Genomic DNA, 15,921 nt, shown 5'->3' on the forward strand with positions numbered 1-15,921 from the left:
GCTCGAGAAACGCGAAACTGACCCGACGAGACGGTCACTGATACTGAAGTACGGAGCCGTGCCAGCGCACGACGAGATGGCAAACGATTCGTCCTCGACTGACACGGACACGGCGAATAAACGGCGAATGACGACCGATACCGAGCGGATAAGAGAGTGGGCCGAGGCTCGAGACGCGGTCCCGGTCAGAGTCCGTGACCGCGACGACCACGGCCACTCGTTCGCCCGCCGGGACGAGGTCGGCGAGACCCACGAGGAATACACCTGGGATGAGTTCAACAACCGGTTTCAGGACGAGGATCTCGTGTTCGTCTACCACGAGGAGGAGCCGTCCGGCAACGAGATGGGCTTTTTCGAGATCGTCGACCGTGAACAGGCGTTCGAGCGAACCGACCTCGGCCGGGACGAACTCGAGGACTCGCTGCGACGCGGCGAGACGGTCACGACGGAAATCGTCGAGACGCAGGTGGTCGAACAGGAGATCGTCGAGCGGGACACGATCGAGAGCGAAGTGGTCGACACGGAGGTTGTCGAACGCGAAGTCGTCGATTCCGAGCTCCTGAGCCGCGAGATCGTCGACACCGAGTTCGTAAGCGACGACACCATCGAACTGATCGTCGACGAGACCACCCTCGATACCATCGAGGAAATCGAACGCTACACCGTCGAGAGCCGCGTCGTCGACGTCGACATCGAGCAAGACGAAGCGATCGAGCGCGACGAGATCGAGGCGGTCGAGACGGACATCGAACTCGATACCGTCCAGCGGTCGATCCTCGAGAGCGATGTCGTCCGTTCGGACGTGATGGCCGACGAGGTGATCGAACGAGAAGTGATCCAGAGCCAGCGGACCGAAGGCGACGCCGTCCAGAGCGAACTCATCGAGCGCCGAACGGTCGAGGAAGAGGTGGTCGAGCAGGTGCGGATGCGATACATGCTCGAGGAGACCGAACTGCTCGAGTCCGAGATGGTCGCCAGCGACGTGATCGAAGGCGAGATCATCGACGTCGAGGAATACGGCGAGATGGAAGCCGAACCGACCGGCGAAGTGGCGACCGAATCCGCCGAGGCCACGGCCGGCACCGAGACCGACACCGGCATGGGAGCGACGGACGAGGCGGCCGAGCCGGCGATAATCGAACTCTCGCGGGACGAGCAGGGGAAAGACGTCGTCGACGAGAACGGCAACCAGATCGGGATGATCGCCGAGGTCGAGGAACAGACCGCCTACATCGATCCAGAGCCGGGACTGACGGACCGACTCAAGGCGCGCCTCGATTGGGGCGGCCACGGCGACGACGACTACCCCATCGATACGGCACAAATCAAAGAGATCACGGACGACGAGGTCGTCATCCACAGCGAGTGATCGGTCGTCTCACGCACGGCACACGTCGAAGCCGCCGTGGTTCATGGCGGCTGCGACGGCCGATAACGCCTACTCGAGGTCGAAGCGGTCGTTGGTCATGACCTTGCGCCACGCATCGACGAAGTCCTCGACGAACGTCTCTTCCTCGGCCGCGTAGACGTCCGCGATGGCGCGAAGGCGGGAGTTCGAGCCGAAGATGAGGTCCGCGCGGCTGGCCTCCCACTCGACCTCGCCGGTCTCGCGGTCGATCAGCTCGTAGCGGTCCTCGGACTCCGAGGCCTGTTCCCACTCGTAGCCCATGTCGAGTAGATTCACGAAGAAGTCGTTGGTCAGCGTCTCCGGCTCGTCGGTGAAGACGCCGAGGTCGGAGTCCTGGTAGGTCGCGCCCAGCGCGCGCATGCCGCCGACCAGCACCGTCATCTCGGAGGCCGTCAGGTCCAGCAGATCGGCGTGGTCGACCAACAGGTCCTCGGGCGGTTGGTCGTACTCGCCGCCGAAGTAGTTGCGGAATCCGTCGACTTCCGGCTTGAGCGCCTCGAAAGACTCCTCGTCGGTCTGGTCCTGCGTGGCGTCGGTCCGGCCGGGCTCGAACGGAATCTCGACGTCGTAGCCGGCGTCGGCCGCCGCCTGCTCGACGGCCGCGTAACCGCCCAGCACGATGAGATCAGCAAGCGAGACGCGCACGTCGTCGTCTCGAGCGCCGTTGAACTCCTCCTGAATCGCCTCGTAGGTCTCGAGGACGGTCTCGAGCTGTGCCGGCTCGTTGACCTCCCAGCTCCGCTGTGGCTCGAGGCGGATGCGAGCGCCGTTGGCACCGCCGCGCTTGTCGCTGTCGCGGTAGGTCGAGGCCGCCGCCCAGGCGGTCTTGGCCAGCTGCGAGACGGAGAGTTCCGTTCCGAGGATCTCAGCCTTGAGGTCGGCGGCTTCCTCCTCGCCGATCAGTTCGTAGTCGGCGTCGGGGACGGGATCCTGCCAGACGAACGTTTCCTCGGGCACGTCGGGGCCGAGGAACCGCTCCGGTGGGCCCATGTCGCGGTGGATCAGCTTATACCACGCTCGCGCGAAGGCGTCGAGGAACTCTGGCGGGTTGTCGCGGAAGTTCTCGATGATCTCCCGGAACTCCGGATCGCGCTTGAGGGCGACGTCCGTCGTCATCATCATCGGGGCGTGTTTCTCCGACGGGTCGTGGGCGTCCGGGACGGTGTCGTAGGCCTCCTCCTCGACCGGCTGCCACTGCTTCGCGCCGCCGGGACCTTCGGTCAGCTCCCACTCGTAGTCGAGCAGGTTGTCGAGGTAGGAGGTGTCCCACATCGTCGGCCAGGCGTTCCAGGCGCCCTCGATACCGCTGGTGGTCGTCTCGGAGCCTTTTCCGGAGTCGGCCCAGCCGAGCCCCTGGTCCTCGATGGAGGCAGCCTCGGGCTCAGGACCGATGTCGTCGTCGGTGGCGCCGTGAGCTTTGCCGAACGTGTGCCCGCCTGCGATGAGCGCGGCCGTTTCCGCGTCGCTCATCGCCATGCGGCCGAACGCCTTTCGGATGTTCTCCGCCGACTTGAGCGGCTCCGGATTCCCGTTTGGCCCCTCTGGATCCACGTAGATGAGCCCCATCACGGTGGCACCGAGCGGTTCATCGAGTTCATCCTCCTCGTCGAAGCGCTCGTCCTGGGGCGCTTCCCACTCGGTCTCGGGACCCCAGTAGACGGCCTCGTCGGGCTCGAAGGCGTCCTCGCGCCCGCCGGCCCAGCCGAGCGTCTCCATGCCCATCGACTCGAGCGCGACGTTTCCGGCGAGGACGATCAGGTCGCCCCACGAGAGCTTGCGGCCGTACTTGCGCTTGATCGGCTCGAGCAGCCGTCGCGCCTTATCGAGGCTCACGTTGTCGGGCCAGCTGTTGAGGGGGGCAAAGCGCTGTCGCCCGCCCGAAGCGCCGCCGCGGCCGTCGACGGTGCGGTACGTGCCGGCGCTGTGCCACGCCATGCGAATAAACAGCGGACCGTAGTGGCCGTAGTCGGCCGGCCACCAGTCTTGCGACGTCGTCATCAGGTCCTTGAGGTCCGCTTTCACCTCCTCGAGGTCGAGCTTCTGGAACTCCTCGGCGTAGTCGAAGTCCTCGCCGTAGGGTCCGACATCTTCGGCGTTCTGGTCGAGAACGTCCAGACTCAGTTCGTTCGGCCACCACTTGTGGTTGCGCTTTCGCTCGCTCATCGTCGGCTCACCTCGGCAATACCGCCGTTCGCGCTGCGTTCCAGATTCTCGTCTACCATAGATTCTCTCTACGAGAGGAAGATTGGATCCGAGAATAATAGATGTACCGATCGCAACTTCCAGTTCACGATTTGCCCCATATTGTTTTCGATACTGCAAACGACTCTCACCGCTATCGCTAGCGGTCGCCGAGCGAGCGGCAACACGACTACGCGGTCAGCGACCGGTCCGCGCCGGTCGATGCCGTCAGGACGAAAACGAGACCGCGATTGAAGCCCACCAAAGTGATCGGCGCTCGGTCCTCTCTGTGGCACCGAATCGGCCGCGAGCCCGCTTTCACTTCGATTAGCGTCGGGCGTCGGCTCTCGTCAGAAGTTCGCTCGCTCGAGTTCTCCGCCGTTCGTACGCACCACCGACTTGCCGGACGCCGGTGAAGCGACGCCCGGTGTTATCGACCGCTCTTTCCGTTGAACGTCGCCGAAGAAACTATCGGGGCGAAAAGCGGTGGCTACTCCTCTTCCTCGGGCGTATCGGCGGCGTCGCCGTCGACCCGGCGGCTGACATCGACCTGATAGTTTCCGAGGATGTCTCGCCCGAGCAAGACGGGGTAATCCATGTGACTGCGGTCCTCGACGCTGGCCGTGACGGTGTGTTGGTTGCCGCCGACACCGACGACGACGTCGACGACGGGCCGGCTCTTGGACTGTTTGCTGCTTCCCGATCGGATGTGGGTAATGGACTTGATCGGGCCGGCACCGATGTCGGCGGCGAGCCCGGTGTCGATGCTCGTCCGCGTCGCGCCCGTGTCGGATTTCGCGAGGACCGACGTCGAGCCGCTGGTTCCTGAGAGGACGACCTCCTCGGTGTAGCCGATCACGGCCGGCTCCGTGTCTTGGATGACCGTTTCGGCCGGCTGGGCCGTCGGCCGGGAGTCGTCGAGGACGTTCGTGAGTTCTCCAACGCGCTCGTCGTCGACCTCGCCGCCGGCGCGCTCGATCGCCAGTTTGGCGATGTACGGAGCGGGGCTCACCCGTGTCGCTTCGTAGAGCCCTTTGAATCCCGCGGTCGGGTTGACCTCGAGGACAAACCAGCCCTCGTCGCCCTCGACGAGGTCGACGCCGGCGTAGTCGAGGCCGACGACGTCGGCCGCTCGCCGCGCCATCTCGCCGGCTTCTGTGGGGAGATCGTCGGTCGCATCCTCGACCGAGCCGCCGAGCGCGACGTTGGTCCGCCAGTCGTTGTCCGGCGCGTAGCGATACATCGCGCCGACGATCTCGCTGCCGACGACGTAGACGCGCAGATCACGGTTGCGGACGTCCTCCCGATCGACGAGTTCCTGCAGGAAGGCATACCGATTGCCGACCTTGGCGTTGATCGGGTCGTCGGGGCCGACTTTCCACGTGCCGCCGCCGTGCGTGCCGATCGCGGTCTTGTACACCGCTTCCTCGCCGTATCGCTCCCGCGCGGCGTTTAACTGGTCGCTGCTGAGCGCGAGGGTGACGTCGGGCGTCCGGACGTCGTCCGACGCGAGCGCGGTCGCGGTCGAGAGCTTGTGCATCGCCGTCATCACCGCGCTCGGCTCGTTGAGCGTCGGGACGAGCCGCGAGAAGGCGTTGACCAGCCCGAGCTCCTCGGCGGGCTGTTCGGTGTTCGACAGCAACATCCGATTTGCGATCACGTCGACCTCGGGCTCGAGGACCGGGCTGCCGTCCGTGACGCTGATCGACGTGTTCTCAGACCGAAGCCACTCGGTATCGTGGCCGAGATCTTCGACCGCGTTGAGAATCGCTTTCGTTTCCTTGCTCGTATGAAGGCTCAACACCCCGACGGTCACGGGATCGCCACCGGCCATAGCGACTAGACGCCGAGCCGTCGGATAAGTGTTGATAGCTAATGCGGAACCAAGACACTTATCTCATACCTCAACGTAATTTCAACCGTACTCCGATGTCGAACAGACCGATCCGGCGGCGCGTGTTTGGCCCCGCCGCTGAGCATCCGGTAGTCGGACTTACGACTACAGTTATCGGTATTTGTGTACTATTTTTCTTCGGACTGGGAAGCAGTGTTGTTGATCGAGCCCTTCTTACTATCAATATCGCTGGATGCCTACCTGTCATCTATGAGATCCGAGGACCCAAAGCAGCTAGTAGAGGTGTCAGTTTTCTCTGGACCGTTGTTGGGAGTAGTATAACTATTATAATGTATACGGGACTGTACGCTGTTGTCCAGCGATTCATGATCTCAGATGTCACATTACTGGTTCCATTTTTCGGAACGCTGTACGTTCAATATCTCTTTTCGAGATTTTGGGTACGGATCCGCTCGTAGATTTCCAACTACCCGACGCGAACCGTTGATCGTTTCGTACGTTACAGCGATGCGATAGCGACCCCTATTATCTCAATTCTATACTATCATTATTAATAGAATAAAGAATAGTATTTTATACTTTCGGCCATAACTTCAGGTTGTAGGATTGAAATGACCAGTGACAGTAGAGATACCGTCCAAGACGAGATAGACGAATATAGAGAACGACTCCAAGAGAAGGCTGACGGCGGAGGTTGTGCCGAGGTATGGAAAGCGGCACAAGACCTCCGTGGAATCAAGAGGCGCGGATTCTTGGCGGGCGTTGCAAGCAGTCTCCTCTTCGGTTCGAACGCTGCGTCAGTCGTCGCAGCCGACGACGTAGATATATCGAACGAACCCGAAACGACCGTCGAAAAACTGGACGAGCAAGAAACCAAAGAGGTACTCCACGCCGCACTGACTGACAGGGGCGTCGAGCAAGTCCGGAGTAAGCTCATCTCCGAAGGATTCATACCAGACTACGGCTCCGCAAGGGGATTCCAAGCGAGGTACAAGGACGAAGAATATCGCACGTTGCGGATTACGTTCGAGTCGGAAACAAGTCGAAGGAGGACGTAAGCGGCGGCACTCGTTCGGACGAACAGGATACGACAAAACGAATCGCGGGAATCCTCTGGAACGAACACGATGATGTTGATCCATACGGATACATTACCGAGAGCAGAAAAGACACGGCGGCATCCGTTTCGACGGACGTTGAGGCAGCGATGTCGAAGGTAGACGCTGATCTTTCTTCAGTGGAGACAATCCCCGTTACCGTCGAACACACTAACGTGCTCCCGGGGGATACGGGCGTCACGACCGAAACGAATGCCCGTACAATACCACTAGCAGCGGATGTAACCTCAGAACCAGAGAGTAATCAAATCTCGACACAAGGTATCGGCGACTGTGCTTGTACGGCGCTACTCGGCAACAATCCACTTACCGCTTGTGCGCCGTGTGGAACCGTCGATACTGGATGTGTGGCCCAAATCGCGAACAATCACGCTGTAGAAGTCGTTGCCTGTGGAACATGTGTCGCTTCCGCTGGGTGGGTGACGGCCTCCTGCGGCGCGTGCGTTGCCGCAGTGATCGAGCAGAACAGCAACGGCTGGCATTTCTGCTGCTGGTGTGACTTGGGTGGCCCTCTGTTTTAACCTACCCTTGCGGTCCCAAGCAATAGCTGTGGCAATCTGAGACCAGGGTCGAAACTGCCTTTCAGGCATGAACCGGCCAACCACCACACTGATTGGCGTCACCAATCCTGTTCCTCGATTTCGAATCAGACATCACCCGATCACCGATCGAACCTGTCGCGGATCGACCAGTCCGCTCAGCACCGCCAGCACGGCCCAGGTGACCGCCCCGACGGCGATTGCGCCGACTAGCATGACCAGACTCGAGACCATCGGCGTCACGAGCGAGACGGCGAGCGCCATCACGCCCGTGATCGCACAGATGAGTCCCGTCGTGCGAGCGAGTCGCGCGACGTTCAGCGAGAGTTCGGTGTGAACGACATAGAGGTTGACCGCGACGTACACCGAGTGGGTCGCGACCGTCGCGATCGCCGCGCCGACAACGCCGATCCGCGGGATCAAAATGATGTTCAGACACAGGTTCGCGAGCGCCGTCAGCCCCTTGGCGATCGCGCGCGCTCGAGCGCGTCCGAGATAATCGAGACTGTCGCTCGTCAGGTTCGTGATCGCCTGCAAGACGACGAAGCCAGCGAGCACCTGCAAGACGGGCACCGCGGCCGCGTAGTCCTGCCCGAAGATCATCGTCAGGAACGGCCCCGCGACGATCGCGAGGCCGGCCGCCGCCGGGATGTAGAGCAAGAGGACGTTCGTCAGCGATTTCTCGTAGATCCGCCTGGCTTCGGCGAGCTCGTCGGCGGCCTTCTGCTCGCCGAAGTTCGGCGAGATGGTAAAGCCAAGCGACGCCGCGGGCGCGAGGACGAAGTCAGTGATCTGCTTTGCGAGGGTGTAAAACGCGACCGCAGCGGGATTTAAGAACATCCCGACGAGCACGATGTCGATCTGCTTGTCGATGACGTTCGCGCTCTGGGTCGCCGTCAGCGGCACGCTGTACTCGAGCAGCCGTCGCGAGAGGCCGTCCTCGTACTCGTCGGCCGCGTCGTACTGCCGGTAGAACCCGTAGTAGAGGATGCCAATTCCGATGACGCCGGCGACGGCATACCCGACGATGTAGCCAAAGAGAGCCCCGAGCGCACCGAGGCCGGCGAGGACGAAGACGACGGCGAAGCACAGCCGGGCTGCGCCGCTGATCGCCTGGACGATCGCGCTGTAGCCGAGGTGGTTAAACCCCTGAAACGCCACCTGCGAGAAGGTGCTAAAGGAGTAGGCGACGAGGTAGAGGACGCCCGCCGCGAGAAACGGGGCCGACTCCGGTTCGCCGAGTGCGATCGCGATCCAATCGTGGAAGAGCAAGAGCATGTACGCGACGACCGCGAGCAGGATTAGCTTGGCCGTGACCGTCGTCTTGAGGAGATACGGAACCTGTCCCGGATCCGTTTCGCGGTACTCCGAGAGATACCGGGCGACGGACCGCGAGAGACCGAGGTCCGCGAACAGCTGAACGATTGCCAGCACTCCAATCGCCCAGTACAGCGCGCCGTACCCGTCCGGATCGAGCAGGTACCGCGCGAGTATGAACATTAACAGCGCGCTCGAGAGCATGTAGATCGCGCGCGCGACGAGCGTTGCCTTGAAGCCGTGTACGATGTGGTCCTCTCTGTTCATTCGACGTAATGGGTTCGATGAGACGCGCGTATCCGCACGACGGTGCAGTCGATAGCGACCAACGCACTCTCCGCATCGAGGGAGCGACCAATTGTAATGCGGAGACAACGGACCGAAGCCGATCGCAGCGAGCCAGCGATGGTCGGGTTCTTGGCGCGGAGCCGGCCTCAAACCCCGTTTCGGATCGGTCTAGAAGATTCCACGGCGTAAAGGCGGTCAAAGGACCGAAGGAGTCGCGTACGCACGAACAGACAGCCGTTAGGCAGTTCGTGAAAACGGGGAGCTGACGACCGCAGACCGGAGGTGCAAGCTCAGAGATACGAGGCGTCCCACCGGGTCGCTTTCCGGCGGTTTCCGCAGTCGTTACACTCGATTCGGCCCATCGCGTCCATCGCGTTGTCGATCGATTCACAGTGCCCGCAGAACCAGGCGTAGCGATCGTGTCGGTCCGCCGTTCGGTAGGCCGTATAGAACGGTGCCTTCGACCCGCGGGCAGCCTCACCGTAACTCACGTAAATGGTCTGGCCGTCGGCTGATGCCTCGCCGACCGAAACCTCGTCGATCGCGCCCCACTCACCGTCGTCCTCGAGGTCGCTCTCGACGTAGACGTTCTCGGTGAACGTTTCGTCGCCGATGTCGACCTCGCGCTGGCCGGCCCGCTCGAAGCCGTGGTCTCGGTAAAACTGGTTACCGCCCTCGTTGTCTTCGAGAACGAAACCCTGAATCTCCGACGCGCCCTCCTCGAGCAGCGCTTCGCGAGTTCCGACGAGCAGTCGGACGCCGGTGCCGCCGTCGCGGTGATCGGGGTGGATGTGCAACCAGAGGAGGTGACCGGTGTTTGCTTGCTGGCCGACCAGTTCGCTCTGGGAGAAGCCGACGACGTCGCCGTCTCGTTCGACGACCAGGAAAAGGAGCCGATCGTCGGCGAGGTCGTCAGCGAACGACTCGCCGTACCACTTCCCGACCGCGTCGTCGATCGTCTCTGCGTCGAGAAAGTCGGTGTACGTGGAGTTGAGCGACTCGCGTGCGATCGATCGAATCGCCTCGGCGTCGTCGTCGGTCGCCTCACGAATTTCCATGGGTGGCCATACCATGGCCAGATACAAAACGTATGCCCACGGTCACACATTCTGCACGACGTTGTTCGAGCGAAACCCGGTTTCTCCGGAAAAAGCGGCACGGACGATCGAACGCGGACGAGCGATAGGGAGTTTTAGTCGTGAGCGAGTAGGATAGGGTCGTTCACAGGGAGAAGATTCACGGTGATGCCGCCGGTGAGGGCGGTATGAGCGACGACACGACCGCGACGGAACCGCCCGACGAGCTATCCCACCCCGAATCCATGGACGAGACGTTTACGTACAACGGCGGCCGAGTCGATCCCGGCGAATCGGCGAACATCCGTTACGGCATCAGCGAAACGTATCTGGGCGATCCCGTTCGGATCCCCGTCACGGTGATCAACGGCGAACACCCCGGACCGACGGTCTTCCTCTCGGCGGCGGCCCACGGCGACGAACTCAACGGGATCGAGGTCGTCCGCGAGGTGGCACACGACTGGGACCACTCCGTCCTCCACGGGACGCTGATCTGTCTCCCCGTCATGAACGTCCCCGGATTCATTGCACAGGAGCGGTATCTCCCGATCTACGACCGGGACCTGAACCGTTCGTTTCCTGGCCGCGAGGGGTCGACCAGCGCCATGCGGATGGCCCACCAGATCTATACGAACTTCATCGAGCCCTGTGATCTCGGGATCGATTTCCATACGTCCACGCGCGGGCGAACGAATATGCTCCACGTCCGGGCGAACATGGAGTGCTCGGACGTAAGCAGACTCGCCAAGGCGTTCAGTTCGAACGTCATCATCGCCGGTGAGGGACCGTCGGGCACGCTGCGGCGGGAGGCGACCGACGCCGGCATTCCCACGATCACCGTCGAGATGGGCGAGGCCCACCGGTTCCAGCGGCGATTGATCGATCGCGCGCTCACCGGCGTCGCGAGCGTCCTCGCCGAGTTCGGCTGCCACCGGCAGTCGTCGGTCCACTGGCCGGGCTGGCGAACCGTCATCGACTCCGATGACGAGAAGACCTGGCTCCGCGCCGACGCGGGCGGCATCGTCGACATGAAACGCGGCCGCGGCGAACTCGTCGAGGAGGGCGAGGTCATCTGTACCATCACCAACCCGTTCAAAGAGGAAGACGACATCGTCACCGTCGAGTCCCCCTTCACCGGCCTCATCGTCGGCGTCCTCGAGAACCCCGTCGTCTACCCAGGCAACCCCCTCTGTCATCTGGTCGGCCTCTCGCCGGACACGCTCACCGTGCTCGAGCGCGAGCGGACGACGCAAACGTCGCGCTCCGACCTTCGCCGACAGAGCAACGGCGCTTGACCGGTCGGTCGCTGAACCGTTCACCGTTCGATGAGAGCGTCTTGAATCAGTTCGAGGAACCGGTGCCGTAACTTAACGATTTCTGTAGTTATTTTCGGAGACGGCGGGGCGGACGGGGAGATAAAAGTAACTTCTATACCCCCGCGGTCTAACGGACCACATGAGCGTATGAGTCAGTCTTACAATCGCGGCCTCATTGAGGACTTCGGCCGTTGGAAGGAGTTCTCGGCCGGCATGTGGGCGTGGATCTTCCACAAGTTCACCGGCTGGGTGCTTATCGGCTACCTGTTTACCCACATTGCGGTGCTGAGTAGCTCCATCGGCGGCGCACAGGGCGAAACGACAATGGTCGACGGCGAGGCGGTCAACGTGTACACCGCGACGCTGCAGGGTCTCGAGAGCCTGTTCCTCGTGCGTCTGCTCGAGGTCGGCCTGCTCGCGGTGGCCGTCTTCCACATCTTAAACGGCCTCCGCCTGCTAATGGTCGATCTCGGCGTCGGGTTGGACTCACAGGACAAGAGTTTCTATGCTTCGCTGGTGTTGACGGGCGCGATCACCGTCGCGAGCGTCCCCACCTTCCTCACGGGGGTGTCGATCTAATGGCGGAGCGCTACTCCTCCTTTACGCCCGGCGGCACTCGCTGGTTCCTCCAGCGGATCACGGCGGCGTTTCTTGTCGTCGTTCTGGCATTTCACTTCTTCCTCCTGCACTTCGTCCATCACGCGTATGAGATAGACTTTATGGGCACGCAGGCCCGAATGGAGGATATCGGCTACTTCCTCACGATGGTGTTGTTCCTGGTCACCGCCGCGTTCCACGGCGTCAACGGCGTCTACAACGCCTTGGTCAATCAGGGACTCGAGGGAGGCCCGAAGAAGGCCGTGCTAGCGGTGTTATCGCTCGCCGGCCTCGCGCTCGTCGCACAGGGAATCTACGTCGCACTCACTATGTCGGGACTGATCTAACATGAGCACACAACAAGCCGAACCCGAAAGTCAGGAAGCACCGGAAGATCCGGAACTGCGAGGCGCGGAGTCGCCGGCCGCCGAGAAACAGAAAGGCGGCGGTATGGTCGATCAGACGGCAGCCGACGCAGCGGAACTCGAGGGAGAGACGGTCCACATCAAGGTGTTCCGCTACGACCCCGAGGTCGAGGGCAAACAGGAACCCCGCTTCGACGACTTCCACGTCCCCTTCGAGAAGGGGATGACCGTCCTCGACGCGGTCATGTACGCCCGCGACGAGTACGATTCGTCGCTGACCTTCCGCCACTCCTGTCGGCAGGCCGTCTGTGGCTCTGACGCGTTCTTCGTCAACGGCAAACAGCGACTGGGCTGTAAGACCCAGATCGCCGATCTCGAGCAGCCGGTTCGCGTCGAGCCGCTGCCCCATCAGGAGGTCGTCAAGGACCTGGTCGTCGACATGGACCACTTCTACGACCAGATGCACACCGTCGAGCCGTACTTCCAAGACGAGGATACGCCGCCGGTGGAGGACCTCGAGGAACAGCGCCAGAGCCCGGAAAACCGCGAAAAGATCAAGATGTCCTCGCGGTGTATCTGGTGTGGCGCGTGCATGTCCTCGTGTAACATCGCGGCCGGCGACAACGAGTATCTGGGTCCCGCGGCGATCAACAAGGCCTACAAGTTCGCCATGGACGACCGCGAGGACGAACAGATCAAGGAGCACCGACTCCGCATCTTAGAGCAGGAACACGGCGTCTGGCGGTGCCAGACCCAGTTCTCCTGTACCGAGGTGTGTCCGAAAGACATTCCGCTCACCGAGCACATTCAGGAGCTCAAGCGGGAAGCGGTCAAGAAGAACCTGAAGTTCTGGTAACCATGTACGAACACGACGTTATCGTGGTCGGCGCAGGCGGTGCCGGCCTCCGAGCCGCGGTCGCGGCGCACGAAGCGGGAGCCGACGTAGCGATGGTCTCGAAGCTTCACCCCGTCCGCAGCCACACCGGCGCGGCGGAAGGCGGTATCAACGCCGCCCTCCAGGAAGGCGACGACTGGGAACTCCACGCCTACGACACGATGAAGGGGTCGGACTATCTCGGCGACGCGCCGGCGGTCGAGACCCTCGCGAAGAATGCCCCCGAGGAGACGATGAACCTAGAGCACTGGGGAATGCCGTTCTCCCGTGAGGAGGACGGGCGCGTCTCCCAGCGGCCGTTCGGCGGCCTCTCTTACCCGCGGACGACCTACGCCGGAGCGGAGACCGGCCACCACCTGCTGCACACGATGTACGAGCAGGTCGTCAAACGCGGCATTCAGGTCTACGACGAGTGGTACGTCATGGACTTGGCGACGACCGACGAATCGGACCCGAACGACCGCGAGTGTCACGGCGTCGTCGCCTACGACGTCCAGTCCGGCAAAATCGAGGGCTTCAAGGCCAACAACGGTGTCGTCCTCGCGACCGGCGGTCCCGGGCAGGCCTTCGACCACACCACCAACGCCGTCTCCTGTACCGGCGACGGCCACGCGATGGCCTATCGGGCAGGCGCACCGCTCGAGGACATGGAGTTCATCCAGTTCCACCCGACTTCGCTGCCCTCTACCGGCGTCCTCATCTCCGAGGGCGTCCGCGGGGAAGGCGGCATCCTCTACAATAACGAGGGCGAGCGGTTCATGTTCGAGTACGGCTACGCGAACAACTCCGGCGAACTCGCCTCCCGCGACGTCGTTGCCCGCGCCGAACTCACCGAGGTCAACGAGGGACGCGGCGTCAACGACGAGTACGTCCACCTCGACATGCGCCACCTGGGCGAGGAGCGCATCATGGACCGCCTCGAGAACATCCTCCACCTCGCAGAGGACTTCGAGGGCGTCGACGGTCTCGTCGAGCCGATGCCGGTCAAGCCCGGCCAGCACTACGCGATGGGCGGCATCGAGGTCGACGAGAACGGGCAGACCTGCGTCAACGGCCTCTACGCCGCCGGCGAGTGCGCCTGCGTTTCCGTCCACGGCGGGAACCGGCTGGGCGGGAACGCCCTGCCGGAGCTGATCGTCTTTGGCAAGCGCGCCGGCCGCCACGCCGCCGGCGAGGACCTCGGCGAGCCCGAGATCCGGACCGGCTACGGCGACGACGTCGAGGACGAGACCGACACCGAACTGCCGGTCCAGCCCGGCGAGGCGGGACTCGACACGACCGGCGGCGTCGCCGCCGACGGTGGCGTCACCGCCGACACCGAGGGCGTCTTAGAGCGCACCGTCGAGTCGGCCCGCGAGCGCGTCGACGCCCTGATGGAGAAAGACGACGGCGTCCAGCACGCCGAGATCCGCGCCAAGCTCCAGCAGGCGATGACCGATTACGTCAACGTCTTCCGTACCGGCGACGGCATCAAGAAGGCGCTGAAGATCATCCGCGAGTGTCGTGAGGAGTACCAGGACGTCTACGTCGACGATCCGTCGCGGACGTTCAACACCGACCTCCAGCAGACAATCGAGACGCGCAACCTGATCGACGTCGCCGAGACGATCGCACTCGGCGCGCTGGTGCGCAACGAGTTCCGCGGCGCACACTGGCGTCAGGAGAACCAGATCCGCGACGACGAGAACTGGCTCAAGCACACGCTCATCTCGTGGGACGATGGCGAACCCTCGATCTTCTATCGACCGGTCATCCTCGAGGGAGAGAACAAGACCTACGAGCCGAAAGAACGCAGCTACTGACCTCGACGCCCGACGCCGTCGATTTTAGGTTACGGGCAGTGACCCTGCCTCACCGCGAGTGGAATCGTTTATCCCGCTCCCGGCGAATGGCGGATCTATGAGCGCTGTCCCTCTGCTCGTTATCGTCCAGGCTCTCCTCATCGGTTCCGCCCTGACAGGTCCGCTGCTGTTCCTGGCGGTAGTGTTGGCTCCCACAGCGATCCTGCTGACGCTCTGGATTCTCATGCGGTTTCTATTCAATATGAGATCGTCGGCGTGAAGTCGCGACCCGCAACCAGCGCTCGCCGTCGGTCGGACCGCTATAACCCGAGCGTCTCGAGCAAATCGACGCTGACGTTCAGATACTCGATTAGTTTATACCCGAGATAGATACCGACGATACCCATGAGGCCGGGCAGCTCCGGCGGTGCGGGGATCGGAATATTGAGAACCCGGAACAGTGCGCCGGTGACCAGCCCGGTCAGGAGCGCGAGGGCGGTGAGCTGCATCGACATCAGTATCGTACTGACTCGTTGGAGCACCTATAAGTGACCGGTCGCTCCACCTCGCGGTCGGTTCCGCCGACGGACTATCGCGAGGGGGTGTGAAACCTGTTGTCATCCGATCGCGATCACGACGATCAACTATCTCTCCGTACGGAGGGAGTGACGACCTCTCATCGGCCGTCAAACGAATAGACGATCATCGTCAGCGCCGTCGATAGCGCACGACCCCCGGTTTCGCAGCGCTATTTCGACAATTGTTGTGGGCCAATTTTATTATCGTCGAAGGGAAGAGGTGCGAGTATGACATCGCCAACGACGACGGGGCTCGACGTATCGCTTCCGACCGATCTCGACTCCGCTCGAGCGAAGCTGGTGTACCTGTATCTCGCCGCCGGCGGGAGCGCGACCGCCGACGAACTCTGTAACGACCTCGTGATCAACAAGGGAACCGTCCTTTCGATCACCGGGACGCTTCGGGATCGCGGGTACCTCGAGCGGCAAGACGGACAGTTCGAACTCGCTTGAACGAGATGACCGAGCGCGCGGCGCAAAGCGCCGCGGGAAAACGAGTGGCGTCACCGCGAGCCGAACGACAGGGAACGAGGAGTGCATGTCATCGATTTTCACCGAGTGCGGTCGCTTCGCGACCGCACGTGGTTCGAGAGACGTTTCGTTCCTT

At 62.4% G+C, this 15,921-nt stretch carries 14 protein-coding genes; 9 read left to right on the forward strand and 5 right to left on the reverse strand.

The window, feature by feature from the left end; all coding sequences use genetic code 11:
• The first annotated feature begins 76 nt into the window (after window positions 1-76).
• Entirely contained in the window at window positions 77-1,369 is a 1,293-nt protein-coding gene (locus ACJ70B_RS03980) for a hypothetical protein (RefSeq protein WP_408959118.1), read from the forward strand.
• A 69-nt stretch (window positions 1,370-1,438) separates the two neighbouring features.
• On the opposite strand, the gene katG is transcribed toward ACJ70B_RS03980, so the two are convergent.
• Together katG and ACJ70B_RS03990 are read right to left on the reverse strand one after the other, a co-directional pair.
• A complete protein-coding gene (katG, locus tag ACJ70B_RS03985; protein ID WP_408959119.1) occupies window positions 1,439-3,571 on the reverse strand; it encodes a catalase/peroxidase HPI in 2,133 nt (710 codons plus the stop codon).
• Between the two features lie 508 nt (window positions 3,572-4,079).
• Window positions 4,080-5,423 carry a RimK family alpha-L-glutamate ligase gene (locus ACJ70B_RS03990; protein WP_408959120.1) on the reverse strand — a complete coding sequence of 448 codons (1,344 nt, stop codon included), beginning with the start codon at window positions 5,421-5,423 and terminating at the stop codon, window positions 4,080-4,082.
• Window positions 5,424-6,055: 632 nt separating this feature from the next.
• Here ACJ70B_RS03990 and ACJ70B_RS03995 point away from each other — a divergent pair.
• Window positions 6,056-6,502, forward strand: a complete 447-nt coding sequence (locus tag ACJ70B_RS03995; protein ID WP_408959121.1) for a hypothetical protein — start codon at window positions 6,056-6,058, stop codon at window positions 6,500-6,502.
• A gap of 713 nt (window positions 6,503-7,215) precedes the next feature.
• Here the strand turns inward: ACJ70B_RS03995 and ACJ70B_RS04000 are convergent.
• A complete protein-coding gene (locus ACJ70B_RS04000; RefSeq protein WP_408959122.1) occupies window positions 7,216-8,685 on the reverse strand; it encodes a flippase in 1,470 nt (489 codons plus the stop codon).
• A 311-nt stretch (window positions 8,686-8,996) separates the two neighbouring features.
• Window positions 8,997-9,764, reverse strand: a complete 768-nt coding sequence (locus tag ACJ70B_RS04005; protein WP_408959123.1) for a GNAT family N-acetyltransferase — start codon at window positions 9,762-9,764, stop codon at window positions 8,997-8,999.
• A gap of 206 nt (window positions 9,765-9,970) precedes the next feature.
• Here ACJ70B_RS04005 and ACJ70B_RS04010 point away from each other — a divergent pair, with 206 nt between their 5' ends.
• From ACJ70B_RS04010 to ACJ70B_RS04035, 6 genes are all read left to right on the forward strand, one after another.
• The gene (locus ACJ70B_RS04010) at window positions 9,971-11,077 is read left to right on the forward strand and encodes a succinylglutamate desuccinylase/aspartoacylase family protein (protein ID WP_408959124.1); all 1,107 of its coding nucleotides are present in this window, start codon (window positions 9,971-9,973) and stop codon (window positions 11,075-11,077) included.
• A 168-nt stretch (window positions 11,078-11,245) separates the two neighbouring features.
• On the forward strand, window positions 11,246-11,677 hold the full coding sequence (gene sdhC / locus ACJ70B_RS04015; RefSeq protein ID WP_408959125.1) for a succinate dehydrogenase, cytochrome b556 subunit: 432 nt from the start codon (window positions 11,246-11,248) through the stop codon (window positions 11,675-11,677).
• Window positions 11,677-12,042, forward strand: coding sequence for a succinate dehydrogenase hydrophobic membrane anchor subunit (locus tag ACJ70B_RS04020; protein WP_408959126.1), 366 nt, complete (start codon window positions 11,677-11,679; stop codon window positions 12,040-12,042). Before sdhC ends, ACJ70B_RS04020 begins: the two co-directional genes overlap by 1 nt.
• A gap of 1 nt (window position 12,043) precedes the next feature.
• Window positions 12,044-12,916: a succinate dehydrogenase/fumarate reductase iron-sulfur subunit gene (locus tag ACJ70B_RS04025; protein WP_408959127.1), complete on the forward strand. Its 873-nt coding sequence runs from the start codon at window positions 12,044-12,046 to the stop codon at window positions 12,914-12,916.
• A gap of 2 nt (window positions 12,917-12,918) precedes the next feature.
• Window positions 12,919-14,757, forward strand: coding sequence for an FAD-binding protein (locus ACJ70B_RS04030; RefSeq protein WP_408959128.1), 1,839 nt, complete (start codon window positions 12,919-12,921; stop codon window positions 14,755-14,757).
• A gap of 97 nt (window positions 14,758-14,854) precedes the next feature.
• On the forward strand, window positions 14,855-15,016 hold the full coding sequence (locus tag ACJ70B_RS04035; protein ID WP_408959129.1) for a hypothetical protein: 162 nt from the start codon (window positions 14,855-14,857) through the stop codon (window positions 15,014-15,016).
• 40 nt (window positions 15,017-15,056) lie between these two features.
• Here the strand turns inward: ACJ70B_RS04035 and ACJ70B_RS04040 are convergent, their stop codons facing one another.
• Window positions 15,057-15,251 carry a XapX domain-containing protein gene (locus ACJ70B_RS04040; RefSeq protein ID WP_408959130.1) on the reverse strand — a complete coding sequence of 65 codons (195 nt, stop codon included), beginning with the start codon at window positions 15,249-15,251 and terminating at the stop codon, window positions 15,057-15,059.
• Window positions 15,252-15,542: 291 nt separating this feature from the next.
• On the opposite strand from ACJ70B_RS04040, the gene ACJ70B_RS04045 reads away from it, so the two are divergent.
• On the forward strand, window positions 15,543-15,767 hold the full coding sequence (locus ACJ70B_RS04045) for a MarR family transcriptional regulator (protein WP_408959131.1): 225 nt from the start codon (window positions 15,543-15,545) through the stop codon (window positions 15,765-15,767).
• The last annotated feature ends 154 nt before the right edge of the window (window positions 15,768-15,921 follow it).

Source organism: Natrinema sp. 74, assembly GCF_046097095.1.
Classification (GTDB): Archaea; Halobacteriota; Halobacteria; order Halobacteriales; family Natrialbaceae; genus Natrinema.

Bases quoted from the DNA above. Each gene is read 5' to 3' on its own strand.
- ACJ70B_RS03980 (WP_408959118.1), top strand. From the start codon at position 77: ATGGCAAACGATTCGTCCTCGACTGACACGGACACGGCGAATAAACGG.
- katG (WP_408959119.1), bottom strand. From the start codon at position 3,571: ATGAGCGAGCGAAAGCGCAACCACAAGTGGTGGCCGAACGAACTGAGT.
- ACJ70B_RS03990 (WP_408959120.1), bottom strand. From the start codon at position 5,423: ATGGCCGGTGGCGATCCCGTGACCGTCGGGGTGTTGAGCCTTCATACG.
- ACJ70B_RS03995 (WP_408959121.1), top strand. From the start codon at position 6,056: ATGACCAGTGACAGTAGAGATACCGTCCAAGACGAGATAGACGAATAT.
- ACJ70B_RS04000 (WP_408959122.1), bottom strand. From the start codon at position 8,685: ATGAACAGAGAGGACCACATCGTACACGGCTTCAAGGCAACGCTCGTC.
- ACJ70B_RS04005 (WP_408959123.1), bottom strand. From the start codon at position 9,764: ATGGAAATTCGTGAGGCGACCGACGACGACGCCGAGGCGATTCGATCG.
- ACJ70B_RS04010 (WP_408959124.1), top strand. From the start codon at position 9,971: ATGAGCGACGACACGACCGCGACGGAACCGCCCGACGAGCTATCCCAC.
- sdhC (WP_408959125.1), top strand. From the start codon at position 11,246: ATGAGTCAGTCTTACAATCGCGGCCTCATTGAGGACTTCGGCCGTTGG.
- ACJ70B_RS04020 (WP_408959126.1), top strand. From the start codon at position 11,677: ATGGCGGAGCGCTACTCCTCCTTTACGCCCGGCGGCACTCGCTGGTTC.
- ACJ70B_RS04025 (WP_408959127.1), top strand. From the start codon at position 12,044: ATGAGCACACAACAAGCCGAACCCGAAAGTCAGGAAGCACCGGAAGAT.
- ACJ70B_RS04030 (WP_408959128.1), top strand. From the start codon at position 12,919: ATGTACGAACACGACGTTATCGTGGTCGGCGCAGGCGGTGCCGGCCTC.
- ACJ70B_RS04035 (WP_408959129.1), top strand. From the start codon at position 14,855: ATGAGCGCTGTCCCTCTGCTCGTTATCGTCCAGGCTCTCCTCATCGGT.
- ACJ70B_RS04040 (WP_408959130.1), bottom strand. From the start codon at position 15,251: ATGTCGATGCAGCTCACCGCCCTCGCGCTCCTGACCGGGCTGGTCACC.
- ACJ70B_RS04045 (WP_408959131.1), top strand. From the start codon at position 15,543: ATGACATCGCCAACGACGACGGGGCTCGACGTATCGCTTCCGACCGAT.